Origin of the sequence: Embleya sp. NPDC050493 (assembly GCF_044458105.1) — a bacterium.
Taxonomy (GTDB): Bacteria; Actinomycetota; Actinomycetes; order Streptomycetales; family Streptomycetaceae; genus Embleya.
The window spans coordinates 256,151-273,958 of record NZ_JBITHP010000006.1 but is presented as its reverse complement, the minus strand read 5'-3'; the positions used below and the strand labels follow the sequence as shown (position 1 = coordinate 273,958).

The following is a 17,808-nucleotide window of genomic DNA, read 5'->3' as shown; positions in this document are numbered from 1 at the left end:
GCTCAGCCGTGGGTGACGCGGGCCGCTTCGGTGAGTGCGGTCAGGGCGGCGGTGATGTCCCTGCGCACGTCGGGGTCGGCGATCAGGCCGTCCGGGCCCACCGCGTCGCGGGCCACGCCCACACGTACGCAGGCCGCGTCGACGACGTCGGCTCCGGTGTAGCCGAGCACGATGCGCAGCGACTCGTGCGCCTTGGCCGCGCCGCCCGGGTTGGCGGAGGCGTTGATCCAGGCGACCGGCTTCTCGCTGGTCTCCACGCCGCCGACGGTCCAGTCGAGCAGGTTCTTGAACGAGCCGGGCAACGCGCCGGCGTATTCGGGGGTGGAGAACAGCACCGCGTCGGCGGCCTCGATCGCGGCCCGCAGTTCCACGACGGCCGGCGGCAGCGGCTCGTGGTCCTCGTCCGGGTTGAAGTGCGGCAGTCGACCGAGCCCCTCGAACACGACCGCGTGCACGCCGGGCGGCGCGACCTCCCGGGCGGTCCGGACCAGCGCGGAGTTGGTGGACTCCGCACGAAGCGATCCACTGATCAGAAGCACCCGACGATTCGCTGTCATGGCCGGTCAAGGTAGCACCGCGGGAGTACTACCCTCACCTCATGAACACGCCGGTCGAGAAGGTCGCCGAGGCGCTGCGGGCGCTCGGAGCCACGGGAGAGATCCGGGAATTCACCGAGACGGTGCCGACCGCGGCGGCAGCCGCCGAGGTGCTGGGCTGCGACGTGGGCGCGATCGCCAACAGCCTGGTGTTCTCCGCCGACGGCCAACCGCTGCTGGTGATCACCAGCGGGGCGCACCGGGTGGACACCCGGGTGATCTCCCGCCTCCTCGGCATTCGCAAGATGCGTCGCGCCGACCCGGCCTTCGTGCTCTCCGCGACCGGTCAGGAGGTGGGCGGGGTCGCCCCGGTCGGCCACCCGCACCGGATCCGCACGCTGGTCGACACCTGGCTGGCCAAACACGAGGTGGTCTGGGCCGGCGCCGGCGACCACAACCACATGTACCCGACCACGTACGCGGAACTGTTGCGGATGACGGGTGGGCAGGCCGCGGACGTGGAGGCATAGGGCCCGGCGCGGTTCGGGCGGTCGCGTCGGCGCGTCAGCGGCCGGTCCACTCCGGCGCCCGCTTGGCCGGGAACGCGGCGACGCCCTCCTTCATGTCCTCGGACGCGCTGATCGCGGCCGGCCGTCGGCCGAGCCGGCACCCACCCGTCGCGCGGCGCCGCCGGCATCACGCCGGCCTGCGCACGATGGTCTCCCAGTGCGCCCAGATGCCCGGCGGCGGCTCGCGGCGCTCGGTGTGCTCCGCGCGCAACGGCAGCACCGGCTCGAAGTCGGCGAGCAGGGACTCCAGTTCGCGGCGCCCGTAGTAGTGCACGGTGAGGCCGGCCTTGAAGCCCGCCAGGTAGCGGAAGGTGTGACCGCCGTCCTCGTCGGCGTCCAGAACCTCGTGCGCCTCGACCGCCTCGGTGTCGGCGGAGGCGGTGCGCAGCGCGAACAGGCCGCCGGGGGCGACCCGGGCCAGCGAGCCGCGCAGCAGCGCATGCGCGGCGGCGCGGGTCCCGTGTTGGTGCACCTGGATGCCGATCACCAGGTCGTAGCATCGACCGGGCGGCAGATCCTCCTGGGTGCCGTGCACGAGGGTCGACCCCGGCGCCCGGTCGGCGAGTTGCTCCAGGGCGGTACGGGAGGGGTCGACGCCGACCAGGTCGAGGCCGGCGCGGTTCATCGGGATCAGGTTGCGGCCGTTGCCACAGCCGATCTCGACGCCCGAGGTGCCCGGCGCAGCAACCGCCAGGATGCGGTCCACGAACGGATCGGGCCCGGCGTCCGCATACATCCCGCCCGCATAGGCGTTGTCCCAATAGTCCACGGCAAGGCGATTCCGGTCCATGCGGCCGAGCCTGCCAGATCCGACCCGGCCCTTCGAAGCGGCACGGGAGCGGCTCGCCGGCCCGCATGGCGGGGCTGTCGGATTGCCGGATTGCCGGGAACGGTCAGGCCAGCTCTCCCACGAACCGGCCCAGTTGGGTCAGGTTGCGGCACTCGATCATCGGGATCCGCCGGCCGTATACGCCGGCGATCGAGTCGCCGGTGTCCCAGTCCCGTTCCGGCTCGGGGTTGAGCCACCAGGCGTGCCGGGCCGGCGCCACCATCGCCGCGAGTGCTGCCAGGGCCGGGTCCTGGTAGTTGTTCCGCGCGTCACCCAGGATCAGCAGCGAGGACTTCGGGCCGATCACGTCGCCGTAGCGCTGCACGAAGACCTTGAACGCGTGTCCGTAGTCGCTGTGTCCGCTCAACCGGACCAGGTTCGCCTCCGCGGTCAGCCGGCGCATCGCCTCGGTGACGTCGCCGCCCGGCCGTTCGAAGAACCGGGTCACCTCGTCCACCGTGTCGATGAACGCGAACGCCCTTACCCGGGCGAACTGTTCACGCAGTGCGTAGGCGAGCATCAGGGTGAAGTGGGCGAACGAGGAGACCGATTCGCTCGCGTCGCACAACACCACCAGCTCGGGCTTGTGCGGTCGGCGCGGGCGGTGATGCGTGGTCAGCGGTACGCCACCCGTGGACAACGACGCGCGGACCGTCCGGCGAAAGTCCAGGCGGCCGTGTCGGCCCGCCCGTTGCCGGATCGTCAACCGGGTGGCCAGCCGCTGGGCGAGCGGTTGGATCTCCCGGCGCAGCGCGATCAGGTCGGTCCGGCTCGCGCGCAGGATGTCGAGGTTCTCCACGGCGGGCTTGACCGCGGTCTCGGCGACCCGCTCGACGCCGCGCTCCTCGGCGAGCCGGCGGCGCACGTCGGAGAGGATGTGCTCGTTCAGCCGGTCCACCCGGGCCTGGATCATCCGCCGCGCGTTGCGTTCGGCCACCCCGCCCGGGAGTCGCCCGCCCAGCACCGCGCGCAGGAGTCCCGCCATCAGCGTCCGCGGGTCGAGCGCCCGACCGACCATGTGCGCGGACCACGAGGCTCCCGAGGGCCCGTCGAAGCCACCGAATCGCCCGACCGCCTCACGCGCCAGCCGGCGCAGCGCGATGTCGTCCTCGCCGAGCAGGAGTTCGCGCAGCCGGTCCCGGAAGACCTCGGCGTCGACGGCGTCCGCGTCGCCCTCGGCCGCGCCGTCCGGTTCCTCGCGGGCCGTGTCGTCCGCCTGATCGGCGTGCTCCGGCGTCGCCGTGCCGACCGGAAACCACAGCTCGAACAGCGTGTCGAAGACCGCCCGGTGGGTGTGCCGCTTGCACAGCGACGCGGCATAGGCGGCCCGCAGCGTCTCTCGGTCGGCCAGGTCGAGCACGGTCAACGCCCGGGCGGCGTCCAGTCCTTCGGCGAGCGACACCGGCAATCCGCCGTGTCGCAGTGCCCGGACGAAGCCGGTGTGTCGGTCGAGGAGGGACATCGGCGGTCAGCCGCCGAAGCCGGGCAGGCCGAGTTCCTTCGTGGCCCGCGTGTGGTCGGAGGCGTGCTTGAGCACGACGCCGAGTGTGCTCGCGATGGTTTCCTCGTCCAACTCGTCGGCCGCCAGCGCGATCAGCGTCCGGGCCCAGTCCAGCGTCTCGGCGATGGACGGCGCCTTCTTGAGCTCCAGGGCCCGCAGCGACGCGACGGTACGCACCACCTGTTCGGCGAGTTGCGCGCGGATCCCGGGCACCCGGGTGAGCACGATGTCCCGTTCGCGCTCCGGCGTCGGGTAGTCGATGTACAGGTACAGGCAGCGCCGCTTCAGCGCCTCGCTCAACTCGCGAGTCGCATTCGAGGTGAGCACCACGAACGGGCGCCGCGAGGCGGTTATCGTGCCCAGTTCGGGGATGGTGACCTGGAAGTCGGAGAGCACTTCAAGCAGCAGACCCTCGACCTCGACGTCCGCCTTGTCCGTCTCGTCGATCAGCAACACGGTCGGCTCGTCCCGGCGGATCGCGGTGAGCAGCGGCCGGGCCAACAGGAACTCCTCGGCGAAGATCCCGGCCCGCGCCTCGTCCCACCCGTCCACGCCCGCCTGGATGCGCAGCAGTTGCTTGCGGTAGTCCCACTCGTACAGCGCGCGCGCCTCGTCCAGGCCCTCATAGCACTGCAACCGGATCAGTTCGGCGGACGCGGCCGCCGCGACGGCCTTGGCCAACTCGGTCTTGCCGACCCCCGCCGGGCCCTCGATCAGCAGCGGCTTGCCCAGGGCGTCGGCCAGGAAGACGGCGGTGGCGATGCCGGGGTCGGTCAGGTAGTCGACGGCTCCGAGCCGGGTACGGGCGTCCTCGGGCGAGGCGAACATCGTCATGGTGGTGCACTCCTCGCGGGGCGATCTGCGGCCGGCCGGTGCGCCGGGCTCCGCCGGCTGCCACTCAAGCTAGCAAGAGGCCCGTGTGGCGAAGGCAACGGCGTGGCTGCCCCGCCGCTGGTAAAGGCCCGGCAAGATGAGGGGTTTCCACCCTCCGGCGCGCGGTGGGGCGCTGCTAGCTTCCCGATCGTGGCGACCTTTGTGATGCATGGCACGCGAGTTCTCGCGGTGGGCATGAGCGGAGAGGCGGTCAAGGCCCGAAACGGGACGATGATCGCCTATGACGGACGGATGTCCTTCAAACGACTGTCCGGTGGGGGTGAGGGGCTGCGCGGAATGGTGACCCGCCGACTCACGGGTGAGGGCATGACCCTCATGGAGGTGAGCGGTGAGGGCACGTGCTGGTTCGCCGACCGGGCCACCGAGATCAACCTCGTCCAACTGACCGGCGAAACGCTGCACGTCGAGTCGAGCAACCTGCTCGCCGTCGACCAGAGTCTGCGCACCGGCACCGAGTTCACCGGCCTGAGCGGCGCGACCAGCGGCCAGGGCCTGTTCACCACGACCGTCTCGGGCCAGGGCACGGTCGCGGTCACCTCCGACGGCCCGGCCATCGTACTGCGGGTCTCGCAGAACGAGCCGCTGTCGGTGGACCCGGGAGCGTATGTCGCGCACACCGGTCAACTCCGCAAGGAGTTCGTCAAGGACGTCAACTGGCGCACCTTCATCGGCGAGGGATCCGGCGAGAGCGTGCAGTTGCGCTTCCAGGGCGACGGGCTGGTCTACGTACAGCCCACCGAGCGGCAGACCATCGGGGGCCAGACGTGACGTTCGATCAGATCAACTCCAAGATGATCGAGGCCACCGTACGGCCGGGGCAGACGCTGTACTGCCTGCGCGGTGCGATGTTGGCCTACCGGGGCGAGGTGTCCTTCACCCCGACCACCACCGGGGCGCAGGGTGTCGGCGGGATGATCGGCCGGCGGCTGGCGGGCGAGTCGGTACCGCTGATGAAGGCCGAGGGCGACGGCACGGTGATGTTCGGTCACGCGGGCCGCCACGTGCACCTGATCCAGATCACCGGTGACACGCTGCACGTCGAGGCGGACCGGCTGCTCGTCTTCGAGGACTCACTGCAACAGGGCACCATGTTCATGGGCTCGCAGGGCGGCGTCCGCGGCATGATCCGCGGCCAGGTGACCGGCCAGGGGCTGTTCACCACGACGCTGACCGGCCACGGCTGGTGCGGGGTGCTCGCGCACGGCGGCGTGATCGAGCTGCCGGTCCAGCCGGGTCGCTCGATCCACGTCGACCCGCAGGCGTACGTGGCGCATCGAGGGCAGATCGACAACCGGATCGGCGCCAACGTGGGTTGGCGCGACGTGATCGGGCGCGGTTCCGGCGAGGCGTTCCAGTTGGAGCTGTCCGGCACCGGAACCGTCTACGTCCAGGCGAGCGAGGAGAAGTTGTGACCGCCCCCGGTTCCGGCCCCGCGGTGTTCGACGCGCGAACGCTGCCGGAGGACGACAACGTCAATCCGTACACCTTCTGTGTGGCCCTCGACGGCGAGTGGTTCGTGCAGAAGGGCAAGATGATCGCCTACTACGGGCGGATCAAGTTCGAGGCCCTGGGCGTGGGCGCACTCGACCGGCTGGTCACCGCGAACTTCAACTCGCCGCTGTACATCCAGGACTGGATCGTCGCGCAGGGCAAGGGCCAACTGTTGCTCGCCGACCGCGGCTTCGACGTCAACTCGTTCGACCTGGAACAGGGCAACCTGACCATCCGGGCCGCCAACCTGCTCGCCTTCCAGCCCGGCCTGGACCTGAAGCAGTCGATCGTGCCCGGGTTCGTCACGCTGATCGGCACCGGCAAGTTCGTCGCCGCCTCCAACGGCGCGGTGCACTTCGTCGAGCCGCCGATCCGGGTGGACCCCGAGGCGCTGCTCGGCTGGGCGGACTGCCCGACGCCGTGCCACCACTTCGACACCAAGTACATGCGCGGCGCGCTGGGCATGGCGCGCCGGCTGACCGGTCTCGGCGGCGCGTCCGGCGAGGAGCACCAGTACGACTTCGTCGGGGCCGGCACGGTGCTGATGCAGTCCTCGGAGATCTCGATCGACCCGAACCTGATCCCGGCCCAGGCCGCGGCGGGCAATCAGCCGCCCGGTGGGCAACAGGGCGTGCCGGGGATTCCCGGGCTGCCGAACATCCCGGGTCGGCTGGGGCGCCTGCTGCAATGAGGTCGGCCCGGCGGGAACCGGCGCCGGGGCCGCGCCGTTGACCTGGGGAGGCCCTTCACTGGGGACGGTGAGGGGCCTCGCCAATGCTTCGGACGGGCGGGCGGCGCGGAGCGACCGGGGTGGCTTCGCGCGCTCGGGCCCGTTCGGGCGTGAGGGTCGCGGGTCGCTTCCGGCTCCCGGACCGCGCGGGTCGCTTCGGTGGCCCGATCGCTCACAGCTGGTCGGCGAGGTCGCTGGCCGCCGCCACCTCGCGCAGCAACTGGACCAGCACGCCGACCCCCTCGTGCTCCTGGTCGGCGCGCCAGAACGCGGTGACGGCGACGTCCGGCGCCCCCGTCAGCGGCACCTGGACGACCCCGCGCACCGGACGCTGCCGGGCCCACCCGCGCGGCGACAGGCCCACTCCCTGGCGGTCCACCACGCGCGCGATCACGTCGTCCACGCTGCCGTACGCCTCGACGATCTCGGTCGCGCCCGAGCGCCGCAGCGCCTCGGTGACGCGGGTGTACAGCCTGGGGTGCGGCTGGCGCGGCCACACCACGATCGGTTCACCGCATCCGACCAGTTCGGTCAGGTTCACCGACAACCGCCCGGCGAGCGCGTGTTCCTGCGGAAGCAGCGCGACGAAGGCGAACGTACCGACCCGGGCGGACTCGAAGCCCGGGCCCAGGTCCGGCAGCCAGCCCAGCCCCGCGTCCAGGACGCCCTCGCGCACATCGGCCACCTGACGGGCCGTCGGCTCGCTCGTCCACTGCACGCGCAGTGCCGGGTGGCGGATGTGCAGCGCGGAGATCGCGGCCGACACGAGCGAGGGGCCCAGGCCGGAGGTATACCCCACGCGCACCTGTCCGGCGTCCCAGGTGGCCCGCCGACGCACCTCGGCGCACGCGTCGTCGAGCACCCGCAGCGACTCGTCGAGCCGACTGCGGAACACCTCGCCGAGCGGCGTGAGCGCCACCGGCAGCGAGGATCGGTCCACCAGCCGGGCGCCGAGCTGCTGTTCCAGGCGGCGCACCGCCTTGCTGACCATCGGTTGGGACAGATACAGCCGTGCCGCGGCGCGGCCGAAGTGCCGTTCCTCGGCGACGGCCAGGAAACATCTCAGGTCACGCAGTTCCATGGAAACCCACCTATGCCGTGTCGGCATAACGTTAGCAACAACAGGGGCTTGGCTGACGCCCCGTCAGCAGGTTTCCTGGGTAGCGCAGGGTCCACGCGTCGCAAGCGGGGCCACCGCCACCAGGCCCACGCAGTCGCGCCCAGTCGCGCCAGTCCCACCCGATCGCAATGAGGAGCAGGCCATGACGCTCGAGATCCCGCGCATCATCTCCGTGGACGACCACGTGGTGGAACCCCCGGACCTGTGGACCTCGCGGCTGCCCGCCAAGTACAAGGACCGCGGCCCGCGCGTGGTGCGCGACAAGGCGAAGTTCAACTTCATCGGCGGCGTGTTCTCCTACGAGCGCGGCGTCGAGGACGGCGAGTGGTGCGACTGGTGGCTGTACGACGACCTGGTCTACCCGTTCCCCAAGCTCTCGGCCGCGGTCGGCTTCGACACGCTGGACGTGACGCCGGTCACCTTCGACGACATCCGGCCGGGTGCGTGGATCCAGTCCGAGCGGCTCAAGGACATGGACACCAACCACGTCGACGCGTCGCTGTGTTTCCCGAACATCCTGCCGCGATTCTGCGGCCAGGCGTTCTACGAGCGTGAGGACAAGGAACTCGCGCTGCTGTGCGTCCGGGCCTACAACGACTGGATGATCGACGAGTGGTGCGCGGGCGACGGCAAGGGCCGCCTGCTGCCGATGACGATCGTCCCGCTGTGGGACGCGAACCTGGCCGCCGCGGAGGTGCGCCGGTGCGCGGCGAAGGGTTCGTTCGCGGTCGCCTTCTCGGAGAACCCGGTCCCGCTGGGCCTGCCGTCGGTGCACGACAAGGACCGCTTCTGGGACCCGTTCTTCCAGGCGTGCGAGGAGACGGACACGATCGTGTGCATGCACATCGGATCGTCCTCGAAGATGCCGTCCACGTCGCCGGACGCGCCGTTCATCGTCTCCTCGGTGCTGACCTTCCAGAACGCCATGGGCTCGATGGTCGACTACATCTTCTCCGGCGTCTTCGACCGCTTCCCGAAGATGAAGATCGCCTACGCCGAGGGCCAGGTCGGCTGGATGCCGTACGTGATGGAGCGCGCGGACAAGCTGTGGGAGGAGCGCGACGACAACGCGTTCGGCTCGTCGCTGACCCAAAAGCCCAGCTCGTACATCCGGGACCGGATCTACGGCTGCATCTTCGACGACGAGATCGGCCTGCGGAACCGCGACGTGATCGGCATCGACCAGATCTGCTTCGAGGTCGACTACCCGCACGCGGACTCGACGTTCCCGAACACCCACAAGGTCGCCCTCGACATCGCCACCAAGGCGGGCCTGACCCAGGCCGAGTGCGACAAGCTGTTCCGCACCAACGCCATCAAGGCCTTCGGCCTGGAACGCTTCGGGATCACGAAGTAACCCTCACCGACCCCCCGCCGGCCGCCCCCTCCCCCGGGTGCGGCCGGCGGTGCCCGTTCCGGTGACGCTCACGTCGGACCGCCGGGGCCGGGGGCGTACCGGGCGCTTCGGTCAGGGCCGTGGGCCGGTCGTCGGGATCGGGTGGGGCGCGGCCGGGGCGGTGCGGGTGAGCGGTGCGGGTGCCGTGGGCGGTGTGCCGCGTTGCATGCCGGACAGGGCGATGCCGGTGAGGACGATGGCGGCGCCGAGCGTTTCGATCGGACTCGGGCGTTCGCCGAGCACGGCCCAGGCGGCGAGGATGCCGACGATCGGGACGAGCAGGCCGTACGGGGCGACCGCGGAGGCCGAGCGGCGCCCGAGCAGGGCGAACCACAGGCCGTAGCCCAGCCACGAGGACAGCACGACGGTGAAGGCCAGGCCGCCCACGCCGCTCCACGAGGCCGAGGTGAGTGCGTCCAGGTCCTGCCCCGGCCCCTCGACGGCCAGCGACAGTGCCAGCAGCGGCAGCGGCGCGACGAGGGCGGACCACACCACCAGGCCCGTGCCGCCCGGGATGCCCGCCTTCCGGGTGAGCATGTTGCCGAAGCCCCACGACGCGCCCGCGCCGATCATCAGGACGAACGGCCACAGCGACGCGCTCTGGCCCCGGCCGAACGCGATCACGCCCATTCCGAGCGCGGCCACCGCGAGCGAGATCAGCCGGGTGCGGCCCGGGATCTCACGCAGCATCAGCACCGCGAACAGCACCGTGAACATCGCCTGGCACTGGATCACCACCGAGGACAGCCCGGCCGGCATCCCGGCGTGCATCGCGCTGAACAGGAACGCGAACTGGCCCACGTTCACCGTGAGCCCGACCCCGATGATCAGCCGCCAACTCGTCCGCGGCCGCTTGACGAACAGCACCGCCGGAAACGCGACGAGGGCGAACCGCAGCGCGGCGAGCAGCAGGGGCGGAAAGTCGTCGAGGCTCGCGTCGATCGCGACGAAGTTCACACCCCAGATCACGCTGACGAGCGCGGCCCACAGGGAATCGGTACGGGTCATGAGGGAAAGTGTGTGGCTGGACCATCCATCGGGTCCATCTACATTTTCCGGACCTCAATCGGTAGTTTTCCTGCATGGAACTCAAGCGGCTGAACATCCTGCGCGCGCTCGACCAGCACGGCACCGTCGCCGCCGCCGCGCAGTCGCTGCACCTGACCCCGTCCGCCGTGTCACAACAGCTCGCCGTGCTCGCCCGCGAGGCGGACGCGGCGCTGCTGGAGAAGCACGGCCGCGGGGTGCGGCTGACCGCCGCGGCGCACGTGCTGCTCGGCCATGCCGACGCGATCGCGACCCGCCTGGAGCAGGCGCGCGCCGACCTCGCCGCGCAGCGGGACGGGCGGATCGGCAGGGCTCGGATCTCCGCTTTCCCGTCCGGCATCTCGGGCCTGGTCGGGCCGGCCCTGGCCCGGCTGAAGGTGAGCCACCCGGGGTGGCGGTTCGAGGTGGTCCAGTACGAGACGGAGGAGGCGCTCCCGTTGTTGCCCGCCCGGGAGTTGGACGTGGCGGTCGTGATGACGCACCCCGACATGCCCGCGCCGGACCATCCGCGGATCGAGTTGCACCCGCTGTTGGACGAGCCGTTCGAGATCGCGCTGCCGACCGGCCACCCGCTCGCCGAGCGGGCCGAGGTCTCGTTGGCCGCCGACCTCGCCGACGCCGACTGGATCATCACCGCACCGGGGACGGCGTGCCACGGACTGCTTCTGACGGCCTGTCATCAGGCCGGATTCCAGCCGCGTCTGGTGCACACGTCGACCGACTTCGGCGCGCAACTGGCCCTGGTGGCGGCCGGTCTGGGGGTGACGATCATCCCCCGACTGGCCCAGCCGGCGCTGCCGCCCGGGGTGCTGCTGCGCCCGATCGCCGCGCCCGCGCCGCGCCGGCACCTGATGGCGGCGGTCCGCCGAGGCTACGGGCCGTCCCCACTGCTGACCACGCTGCGCGCGGTCGGTGCGGAATTGCGCGCCCGGGATGCGCGCGAGGCCGGCGCGAGCCGTGCGGTGGCCGGTCCGACCGGTTGATTCGGGAGCAACGCGGCCCCATACCTTCCGATGCCAACCGGCAGCGCCGATGCGGCAACCGGGTGGCGCCGCGAACTGCGGAGCACCGCGGCCGTATGCCGCGCGGCCGAGGGGCGGGCGCGCGGCGTACGGCGGATCAGCCCCGGGCGGCGGCCCCGGTGCCGGTCGCCGGGTTCGCCTCCGTACCCCCGCCCGGTCCCGAGCCCGGTCCGGCGGAGGGTTCCTCCGGTTCGTGCTTGCCGAAGTAGGCGACGGCCACCGCGCCGGACACCGCGAGCACGAAGCCCATGACCGCCATCCAGGCCAGCCCGTCCCGCGAGGTGTCGCCGAGCCACAACACGCCCACCGCACCCGGCACCACCGTCTCGCCGACCACGAGCGCCGCCGTCGCGCCGTTCACCGAGCCGATCTGGAGCGCGATGGTGTGCAGGTACATGCCGCCGATGCCGCCGATCAGCACCGCGTACAGCGCCGGGTCCGCGGCCAGCTTGCCCAGGTCGAACGGGTCGACCCCGTCCAGGATCCGCACGCCGATGCCCAGCCCGCCGAAGCCGAGCCCGGAGAGCAGACCCGCGACGATCGCGCCGTTGGCGCCCAGGAAGCGGACCAGCAGTGTGCCGCCGACGATCACCACGAACGTGATGATCAGCACCCACCAGTGGGTGGCCCGCGAACTGTGCCCGTCGCCCTCGGGACCGGCCGCGATGCCGAGCAGCACGAGTGCTCCGCAGACCACGCCGATCGAGGTCCAGTCGGCCCGATACAGCTTGATCCCGAGCAGCTTGATGCCGAGTACGGCGGTGATCACCAGGTTCGCGCTGATGATGGTCTGCGACAGGAACAGCGGCAGCAGCCGCGCCGCCAACGCGCCGAGCGCGAAGCCGACGAAGTCGAGCACGGTCCCGACGATGAACTCCCACGTGACCGCGGCCTTGGCCGTGGAGGACAGGCTCGGGCCGCCGTACCCGGTCACCTGAGCGCTGCCACCGCCCCGCTCGGCCCGTTTGGCCGCCTCCTCGCGCGCGGATCGCCGCGACCCGACCGCTTGCAGCACCGACCCCACGCCGTAACACGCGGAGGCCGCGACAGCGGTGACCAGACCGACGAGCACAGAAGACTCCCATTCACCCGGATTCGGATATGCCGCGAGGGCGGCTACGGACACCCTGCCGGCCTCGCGAGGGTCCGACCCGCGACCCTCGTGCCGACCGGCCCGCGGCGGACCGGTTCGGGCCCGACCGCGGAGCCCTCCCCGCCTCGTCTCGCCACGCCAACGATCGTGTTCCGCAGCCGGTTTCCGATTCCGGCTCGTGGATCACATCCCATACCTGCGGCGTACTCGGGCCGTACGCATCTCGGTTGACGACGAGCGAAGCGCCCTGCCGGCAGGGGCATTCGGGGGAATCTCCTGCGCGCCTTATGACGATTTGTAGACTTATGTCTGATTCTTCGTGAATGCACAGGAAACCGAACGCCCGGATCCGCGCGACGGGCCTCGCGCTGTCCGGAGTCGTCACCCTCGGCGGTGTGATCCTCGTCTGCGTGTTCGCTGTCATGGGTTTCGCCAAGCCGCTGCCCGGCGGACTCGGCCCCTGCATTCCCGGCAGTTGCCCGACCGTGAATCCCGAACCCAACAACGGCCCGATCGCGGGTCGCGACAACGGCATCAACATGTTCGTCGGCGGCGACTGGTCCGTGAGCGGATCCGCCGCGGAGGCCGAGGGCAAGCTGGTCGCCCTCGGCAACTTCGACATGAACAAGACCTCGGGGTCCAGCATCTACAACGTGGGCATCGTGGGTGTCGGCACCCGGGTGCCCCCCGACAACGGCACCGACTTCCTCACCGTCGGCGGCAACCTCACGGTCGCGAGCGGCCAGAGCGTGATCGCCGAGGAGGGGACCGTCAGCGGCGTGGTGCGCTACGCCGGCACCCTGACCGGCACGGTGACGCCCACCGCCGTCAAGGACGGGTCCGCCGCGGCCCCGTACGCCGGCCTGCGTCCCCAGCTGACCGACTCGTCGAGCTGCTACGCGTTCCCGGACGGACGGCCGCGCGCGGCCACCGGCACCGCCACGAACGTGGGCTTCGAGACGCTGTTCACCGGTGACGGCACGTCCCCGCTCCAGGTGTTCAACGTCGACTTCGACATGGTCAATCCCATGGGAGGCGGGGACCAGGGGATCTCGTTCGTCGGGATCCCCGCGGGCGCCACGGTCCTGGTCAACCTGACCGGGCCGACCCGGGTGATCGGCACCTTCATCGGCAGCGCGGACATCCCCACCGGGCTGCGTGAGCACCTGCTGTGGAACTTCCCGGAGGCCACCTCGATGACCATCAAGGGCAGTGCCCAGTTCCAGGGCAGCGTGCTGGTGGGCAACCCGGCGAGCACCACGACGGTGTCCGTGCCGGGGATGAACGGGCGGTTCTTCACGGCCGGTTCGCTGGTCCACCAGTCGACGTCCGGGTCCGAGTTCCATCGGTACCCGTTCGACGGCGACCTGCCGGACTGCGGCGGGTCCACGTCGGCATCACCGTCGGCCTCGCCGTCCGCGTCGCCTTCCGCTTCGCCGTCGGCTTCCCCGTCGGCCTCGCCTTCGGTCAGCCCGTCCGCGTCTCCCTCGGCCTCGCCGTCGGTGTCGCCCTCGGCAAGTCCGTCGGCAAGTCCTTCGGCGAGTCCGTCCGCGTCGCCGTCGATGAGCCCGAGCACCAGCCCCTCGGCTTCACCGTCGGCGAGTCCTTCGGCCAGCCCGTCGGCTTCCCCGTCGGTCAGCCCGTCGGTCAGCCCGTCCGCGTCGCCGTCGGCCTCGCCGTCGGCATCCCCGTCCGGCTCCTCCTCGGCCTCGCCCTCCGCCAGCCACTCGGCGGTGCCCTCCGGTGCGCACACCAAGCCGCACGGCGGCGGCGCCGGTGGCGCGGGCGGCCACGGTGGCGGCCCGGGCGGCGGTAACGGCGGTGGCCACGGTGGTGGCATCGGCGGATCCGGCGGATCGCAGCTCGCCCACAGCGGCATGACGGGCAACGCCGCGATGTTGATCGCCGGCAGCGCGATCGCCATCGTCCTCGGCGTGATCCTGATGTTCGCCTACCGCGCGCGCAGCCGTAGCCGCGCGTAGTCCCCATCCGACCCGAATGGCCCCCGCTCTCCCCGGAGAGCGGGGGCCATTCCCACGTCCTCGCCCGCGCACGCCGGACCCGTCGGCCAGGCGTCGGGAGTCGGCCGCGAGCAGCTCGCACGCACCCGGCGGGCACGTCACGTGCGTGTCGTGTCCGCACGGCATGTTCCCCATGTTCCCCGTGTGGCAGGTCCTTTCGCGACCAGCGCGGCGTGCGCGCGGGGTCCCGCAGCGTGGCCGGACAAAGGATGTACGCGGCAACGGTCTCGCCATACTGTGGCCCCCGTAGCGGTCGTCGGAAGCGATCGACAAGCATTCGGAGGGGCCATATGAGCGGGATCTGCGAGGGACGCGTCGTCGTCGTGACCGGTGCGGGCAACGGCATCGGCCGGGCACACGCACTGGCGTTCGCGGCCGAGGGCGCCAAGGTCGTGGTGAACGACCTCGGCGGTGCGCGCGACGGTACCGGCGCGTCGGCGGGTCCGGCGCAGGCCGTGGTGGCGGAGATCGTCGCGGCGGGCGGCGAGGCGGTGGCCAACACCTCCGACATCTCCGACTTCGCCGGCGCGGAGGCGCTGATCGGGCAGGCGATCGAGACGTTCGGCCGGCTCGACGTGCTGGTCAACAACGCGGGCATCCTGCGCGACCGGATGTTGACCAACATGTCCGAGGCGGAGTGGGACGCGGTGATCAAGGTCCACCTCAAAGGCACGTTCGCGCCCGCGCATCACGCGGCGGCGTACTGGCGCGGCCTGGCCAAGGCGGGCGAACAGGTCGACGCCCGGATCATCAACACCAGTTCGCCGTCCGGCATCTTCGGCAACGTCGGCCAGACCAACTACGGCGCGGCCAAGGCCGGCATCGCGGGCTTCACCATCATCGCGGCGCAGGAACTGGGCCGTTACGGCGTCACGGTCAACGCGATCGCCCCCACCGCCCTCACCCGGCTGACCGAGGACCTGGCCGGGTTCGCCGACGAGGCCGCCGCCGCGAAGCTCGCCGAACAGCTCGCCCCCGAGCACATCTCGCCGCTCGTGGTCTGGCTCGGCAGCCCCGCCTCCGCCGGCGTCACCGGCCGGGTCTTCTCCGTCACCGGCAGCTCGATCAGCGTCGCCGAGGGCTGGTCCAACGGCCCCACGGTCGACAAGGGCGCCCGCTGGTCCCCCGCCGAACTCACCGACGTCATCCCCGACCTGGTCGCCAAGGCGGCCGGCAACGCGGACATGAGCGGCACCCGCAAGTAGCCCCTCACCGGCCCGATCTCGCCCCGGCCGCCGCCGACCCCCGTCAGGTGGCGGCCCTCGCCGCACCGAACGCTTCGAGCACGACGCCCCGGAACGTCGGCCCGTCCCGGATCGTCCGCGCGATGGCATCGCGGCCGTCACCGGGCAGGCCCTCCGGTGGTACGGGCCCACACTCGGCAGGTAGTCCCGGGCGAAGTAGTCCCGGGCGGGGGTTCCTCCCGTACCTTCTCGGCGTCGTGGAATGTGCGGCGACCCCGCGACCGGTCGTGCCGGTGCGGGGTCGTCGCGTGCGCGGGGAGGGCCGTGGGCCCGCCCGCCGCTACTTGCGCTTGTTGATTTCCGCCTCGAGTTGCGGCATCACCTTGAACAGGTCGCCGACCACCCCGTAGTCGACCAGGTCGAAGATCGGCGCGTCCTCGTCCTTGTTGATCGCGACGATGGTCTTCGAGGTCTGCATGCCCGCGCGGTGCTGGATCGCACCGGAGATGCCCACCGCGATGTACAGCTGCGGCGAGACCTGGGTGCCGGTCTGGCCGACCTGGTGGCTGTGCGGGTACCAACCGGCGTCGACCGCCGCGCGGGAGGCGCCCACGGCCGCGCCGAGCGCGTCCGCGACCGACTCGATCACGTGGAAGTTCTCCGCGCCGTTGACGCCGCGGCCACCCGAGACGACGATGTCGGCCTCGGTCAGCTCGGGGCGGTCGGACTTCTCGCGCGGGGCGCGCGAGACGACCCTGGTGCCGGTGGCGAGGGCGGTGAAGTCCACCGTCACGGCCTCCACGGCGGGGGTGGCCGGGGCCTCCTCCGGGGTGGCGGCGTTGGGCTTGACCGTGATGATCGGGGTGCCCTTGGTGACGTGCGCCTTGACCTGGTAGGTCGCGGCGAACACCGACTGCTCGGTGACCGGGCCGTCGGCGCCGGCCTCGATGTCCACCGCGTCGGTGATCAGGCCCGACTCCAGGCGCACCGCGACGCGCGCCGCGATCTCGCGGCCGTCGGCGGAGGAGGCGACCAGGATCGCGCCCGGCTCGCCGTTCCCGGCGATCTGGGTCAGCGCGTCGACGGCCGGGGCGACGAGGAAGTCGTCCACCTCGGGGGCGTCCACGACGTAGACCTTCTGCGCGCCGTACTTGCCCAGCGTCTCGGTGGCGCCCTCGGCGCCCTTGCCCAGGAAGACCGCGGACGGCTCACCGAGGCGGCGGGCCAGGGTCAGCAGCTCCAGGGTCGGCTTGCGGACCGCGCCGTCGGCGTGGTCGACGAGAACGAGAATCTCGGCCATGTGGGGTTCTCTCCTTGTCCGGTACAGCCCGGATTTCTCCGGCCGGGTTGCGATGCTCGGTCGCCCCGGGGGCGACCTCCACAAACGTGTCGAAACAGTCCGGTGCTGCTGACCGACTCAGATGAACTTCTTGGCGGCGAGGAACCCGGCCAGCTGCACGCCGCCCTCGCCCTCGTCCTCGACGACCTCGCCCTTGGCGCGCGGCGGGCGCTTGGTCGCGGTGTCCACGATCGACCACGCTGCGGACAGGCCGACCTGGTCCGACTCGATGCCCAGGTCGTCCAGGTCCAGCGACTCCACGTTCTTCTTCTTGGCCGCCATGATGCCCTTGAAGGACGGGTAGCGGGCTTCGCCGGTGCGGTCGGTGACCGACACGACGGCGGGCAGCGCGGCCTCGATCCGCTCGGTGGCCACGTCGCCCTCGCGACGACCCTTGACGGTGCCGTTCTCGACCGTGACCTCGTCCAGGTAGGTGACCTGCGGGACACCCAGGCGCTCGGCCAGCATGGCCGGCACGACGCCCATCGAGGCGTCGGTGGAGGCCATGCCGCAGACGACCAGGTCGAAGCCGGCCCGCTCGATGGCCTTGGCCAGGATCAGCGAGGTGCCCAGTGCGTCGGTGCCCGCGATGTCGTCGTCGTTGACGTGGATGGCGTTGTCGCCGCCCATCGCCAGCGCCTTGCGCAGCGCGTCCTTGGCGTCGTCCGGACCGACCGTCAGGAACGTGATCTCGGCCTCGACGCCGGACTCCACGATCTTGAGCGCCTGCTCGATCGCGTACTCGTCCAGCTCCGAGAGCAGGGAGTCGACCGACTCGCGATCGGTGGTGCCATCGTCGTTGAAGCCCCGGTCCCCGGTCGCGTCGGGTACGTACTTCACGCAGACAACGATTTTCACAACAGTTCTCCTGTGGTCGTCCGGTCACCCAGGTGCCGGTCCGAGGGTGTCATGCCCGTCGACGGGGACGGCGACAGGCCCACGGTTCCGGCCCCAAGATCCATCAATCTCCGCGCCACGATGCCACGCCCGCGCGAAGGCGCACGCGTGACACAGGGCACATTCAGTTCTGACGGTC

The 17,808-nt window shown here is 71.2% G+C and carries 17 protein-coding genes; 8 read left to right on the top strand and 9 right to left on the bottom strand.

The window, feature by feature from the left end; translation table 11 throughout:
- Positions 1-2 precede the first annotated feature (2 nt).
- A complete protein-coding gene (locus ACIBM5_RS15345) occupies positions 3-557 on the bottom strand; it encodes an NADPH-dependent FMN reductase (RefSeq protein WP_396007288.1) in 555 nt (184 codons plus the stop codon).
- A 41-nt stretch (positions 558-598) separates the two neighbouring features.
- Between ACIBM5_RS15345 and ACIBM5_RS15340 the strand changes: the two genes are divergently transcribed.
- Positions 599-1,066 carry a YbaK/EbsC family protein gene (locus ACIBM5_RS15340; RefSeq protein ID WP_396007287.1) on the top strand — a complete coding sequence of 156 codons (468 nt, stop codon included), beginning with the start codon at positions 599-601 and terminating at the stop codon, positions 1,064-1,066.
- A gap of 166 nt (positions 1,067-1,232) precedes the next feature.
- On the opposite strand, the gene ACIBM5_RS15335 is transcribed toward ACIBM5_RS15340, so the two are convergent.
- From ACIBM5_RS15335 to ACIBM5_RS15325, 3 genes are all read right to left on the bottom strand, one after another.
- Complete coding sequence (locus ACIBM5_RS15335) at positions 1,233-1,895, bottom strand: class I SAM-dependent methyltransferase (RefSeq protein ID WP_396007286.1); 663 nt, start codon at positions 1,893-1,895, stop codon at positions 1,233-1,235.
- A 103-nt stretch (positions 1,896-1,998) separates the two neighbouring features.
- On the bottom strand, positions 1,999-3,396 hold the full coding sequence (locus ACIBM5_RS15330; protein WP_396007285.1) for a VWA domain-containing protein: 1,398 nt from the start codon (positions 3,394-3,396) through the stop codon (positions 1,999-2,001).
- 6 nt (positions 3,397-3,402) lie between these two features.
- Positions 3,403-4,263, bottom strand: coding sequence for an AAA family ATPase (locus tag ACIBM5_RS15325; RefSeq protein WP_396007374.1), 861 nt, complete (start codon positions 4,261-4,263; stop codon positions 3,403-3,405).
- A 210-nt stretch (positions 4,264-4,473) separates the two neighbouring features.
- Between ACIBM5_RS15325 and ACIBM5_RS15320 the strand changes: the two genes are divergently transcribed.
- The 3 genes from ACIBM5_RS15320 to ACIBM5_RS15310 are packed head-to-tail and all read left to right on the top strand — an operon-like array spanning position 4,474 to position 6,511.
- Entirely contained in the window at positions 4,474-5,097 is a 624-nt protein-coding gene (locus ACIBM5_RS15320; RefSeq protein WP_396007373.1) for an AIM24 family protein, read from the top strand.
- Positions 5,094-5,741 carry an AIM24 family protein gene (locus ACIBM5_RS15315; protein WP_396007284.1) on the top strand — a complete coding sequence of 216 codons (648 nt, stop codon included), beginning with the start codon at positions 5,094-5,096 and terminating at the stop codon, positions 5,739-5,741. Before ACIBM5_RS15320 ends, ACIBM5_RS15315 begins: the two co-directional genes overlap by 4 nt.
- A complete protein-coding gene (locus ACIBM5_RS15310; RefSeq protein WP_396007283.1) occupies positions 5,738-6,511 on the top strand; it encodes an AIM24 family protein in 774 nt (257 codons plus the stop codon). Before ACIBM5_RS15315 ends, ACIBM5_RS15310 begins: the two co-directional genes overlap by 4 nt.
- Positions 6,512-6,722: 211 nt before the next feature.
- Here the strand turns inward: ACIBM5_RS15310 and ACIBM5_RS15305 are convergent, their stop codons facing one another.
- Positions 6,723-7,631 (bottom strand): LysR family transcriptional regulator, encoded by a 909-nt coding sequence (locus ACIBM5_RS15305; protein ID WP_391587126.1) that lies wholly within the window; start codon positions 7,629-7,631, stop codon positions 6,723-6,725.
- A gap of 181 nt (positions 7,632-7,812) precedes the next feature.
- Here ACIBM5_RS15305 and ACIBM5_RS15300 point away from each other — a divergent pair, with 181 nt between their 5' ends.
- A complete protein-coding gene (locus tag ACIBM5_RS15300; RefSeq protein ID WP_396007282.1) occupies positions 7,813-9,027 on the top strand; it encodes an amidohydrolase family protein in 1,215 nt (404 codons plus the stop codon).
- A gap of 111 nt (positions 9,028-9,138) precedes the next feature.
- Here the strand turns inward: ACIBM5_RS15300 and ACIBM5_RS15295 are convergent, their stop codons facing one another.
- Positions 9,139-10,074, bottom strand: coding sequence for an EamA family transporter (locus ACIBM5_RS15295; RefSeq protein ID WP_396007281.1), 936 nt, complete (start codon positions 10,072-10,074; stop codon positions 9,139-9,141).
- Between the two features lie 74 nt (positions 10,075-10,148).
- Here ACIBM5_RS15295 and ACIBM5_RS15290 point away from each other — a divergent pair, with 74 nt between their 5' ends.
- A complete protein-coding gene (locus tag ACIBM5_RS15290) occupies positions 10,149-11,096 on the top strand; it encodes a LysR family transcriptional regulator (protein WP_396007280.1) in 948 nt (315 codons plus the stop codon).
- Between the two features lie 136 nt (positions 11,097-11,232).
- On the opposite strand, the gene ACIBM5_RS15285 is transcribed toward ACIBM5_RS15290, so the two are convergent.
- A complete protein-coding gene (locus tag ACIBM5_RS15285; RefSeq protein ID WP_396007279.1) occupies positions 11,233-12,207 on the bottom strand; it encodes a hypothetical protein in 975 nt (324 codons plus the stop codon).
- Between the two features lie 344 nt (positions 12,208-12,551).
- On the opposite strand from ACIBM5_RS15285, the gene ACIBM5_RS15280 reads away from it, so the two are divergent.
- Together ACIBM5_RS15280 and ACIBM5_RS15275 are read left to right on the top strand one after the other, a co-directional pair.
- On the top strand, positions 12,552-14,210 hold the full coding sequence (locus ACIBM5_RS15280) for a choice-of-anchor A family protein (RefSeq protein ID WP_396007278.1): 1,659 nt from the start codon (positions 12,552-12,554) through the stop codon (positions 14,208-14,210).
- Positions 14,211-14,539: 329 nt separating this feature from the next.
- Entirely contained in the window at positions 14,540-15,454 is a 915-nt protein-coding gene (locus ACIBM5_RS15275) for an SDR family oxidoreductase (protein ID WP_391587120.1), read from the top strand.
- Positions 15,455-15,773: 319 nt separating this feature from the next.
- On the opposite strand, the gene ACIBM5_RS15270 is transcribed toward ACIBM5_RS15275, so the two are convergent.
- Together ACIBM5_RS15270 and ACIBM5_RS15265 are read right to left on the bottom strand one after the other, a co-directional pair.
- Positions 15,774-16,733 (bottom strand): electron transfer flavoprotein subunit alpha/FixB family protein, encoded by a 960-nt coding sequence (locus ACIBM5_RS15270; protein ID WP_391587119.1) that lies wholly within the window; start codon positions 16,731-16,733, stop codon positions 15,774-15,776.
- Between the two features lie 117 nt (positions 16,734-16,850).
- Positions 16,851-17,612, bottom strand: a complete 762-nt coding sequence (locus tag ACIBM5_RS15265) for an electron transfer flavoprotein subunit beta/FixA family protein (RefSeq protein WP_391587118.1) — start codon at positions 17,610-17,612, stop codon at positions 16,851-16,853.
- Between the last annotated feature and the right edge of the window lie 196 nt (positions 17,613-17,808).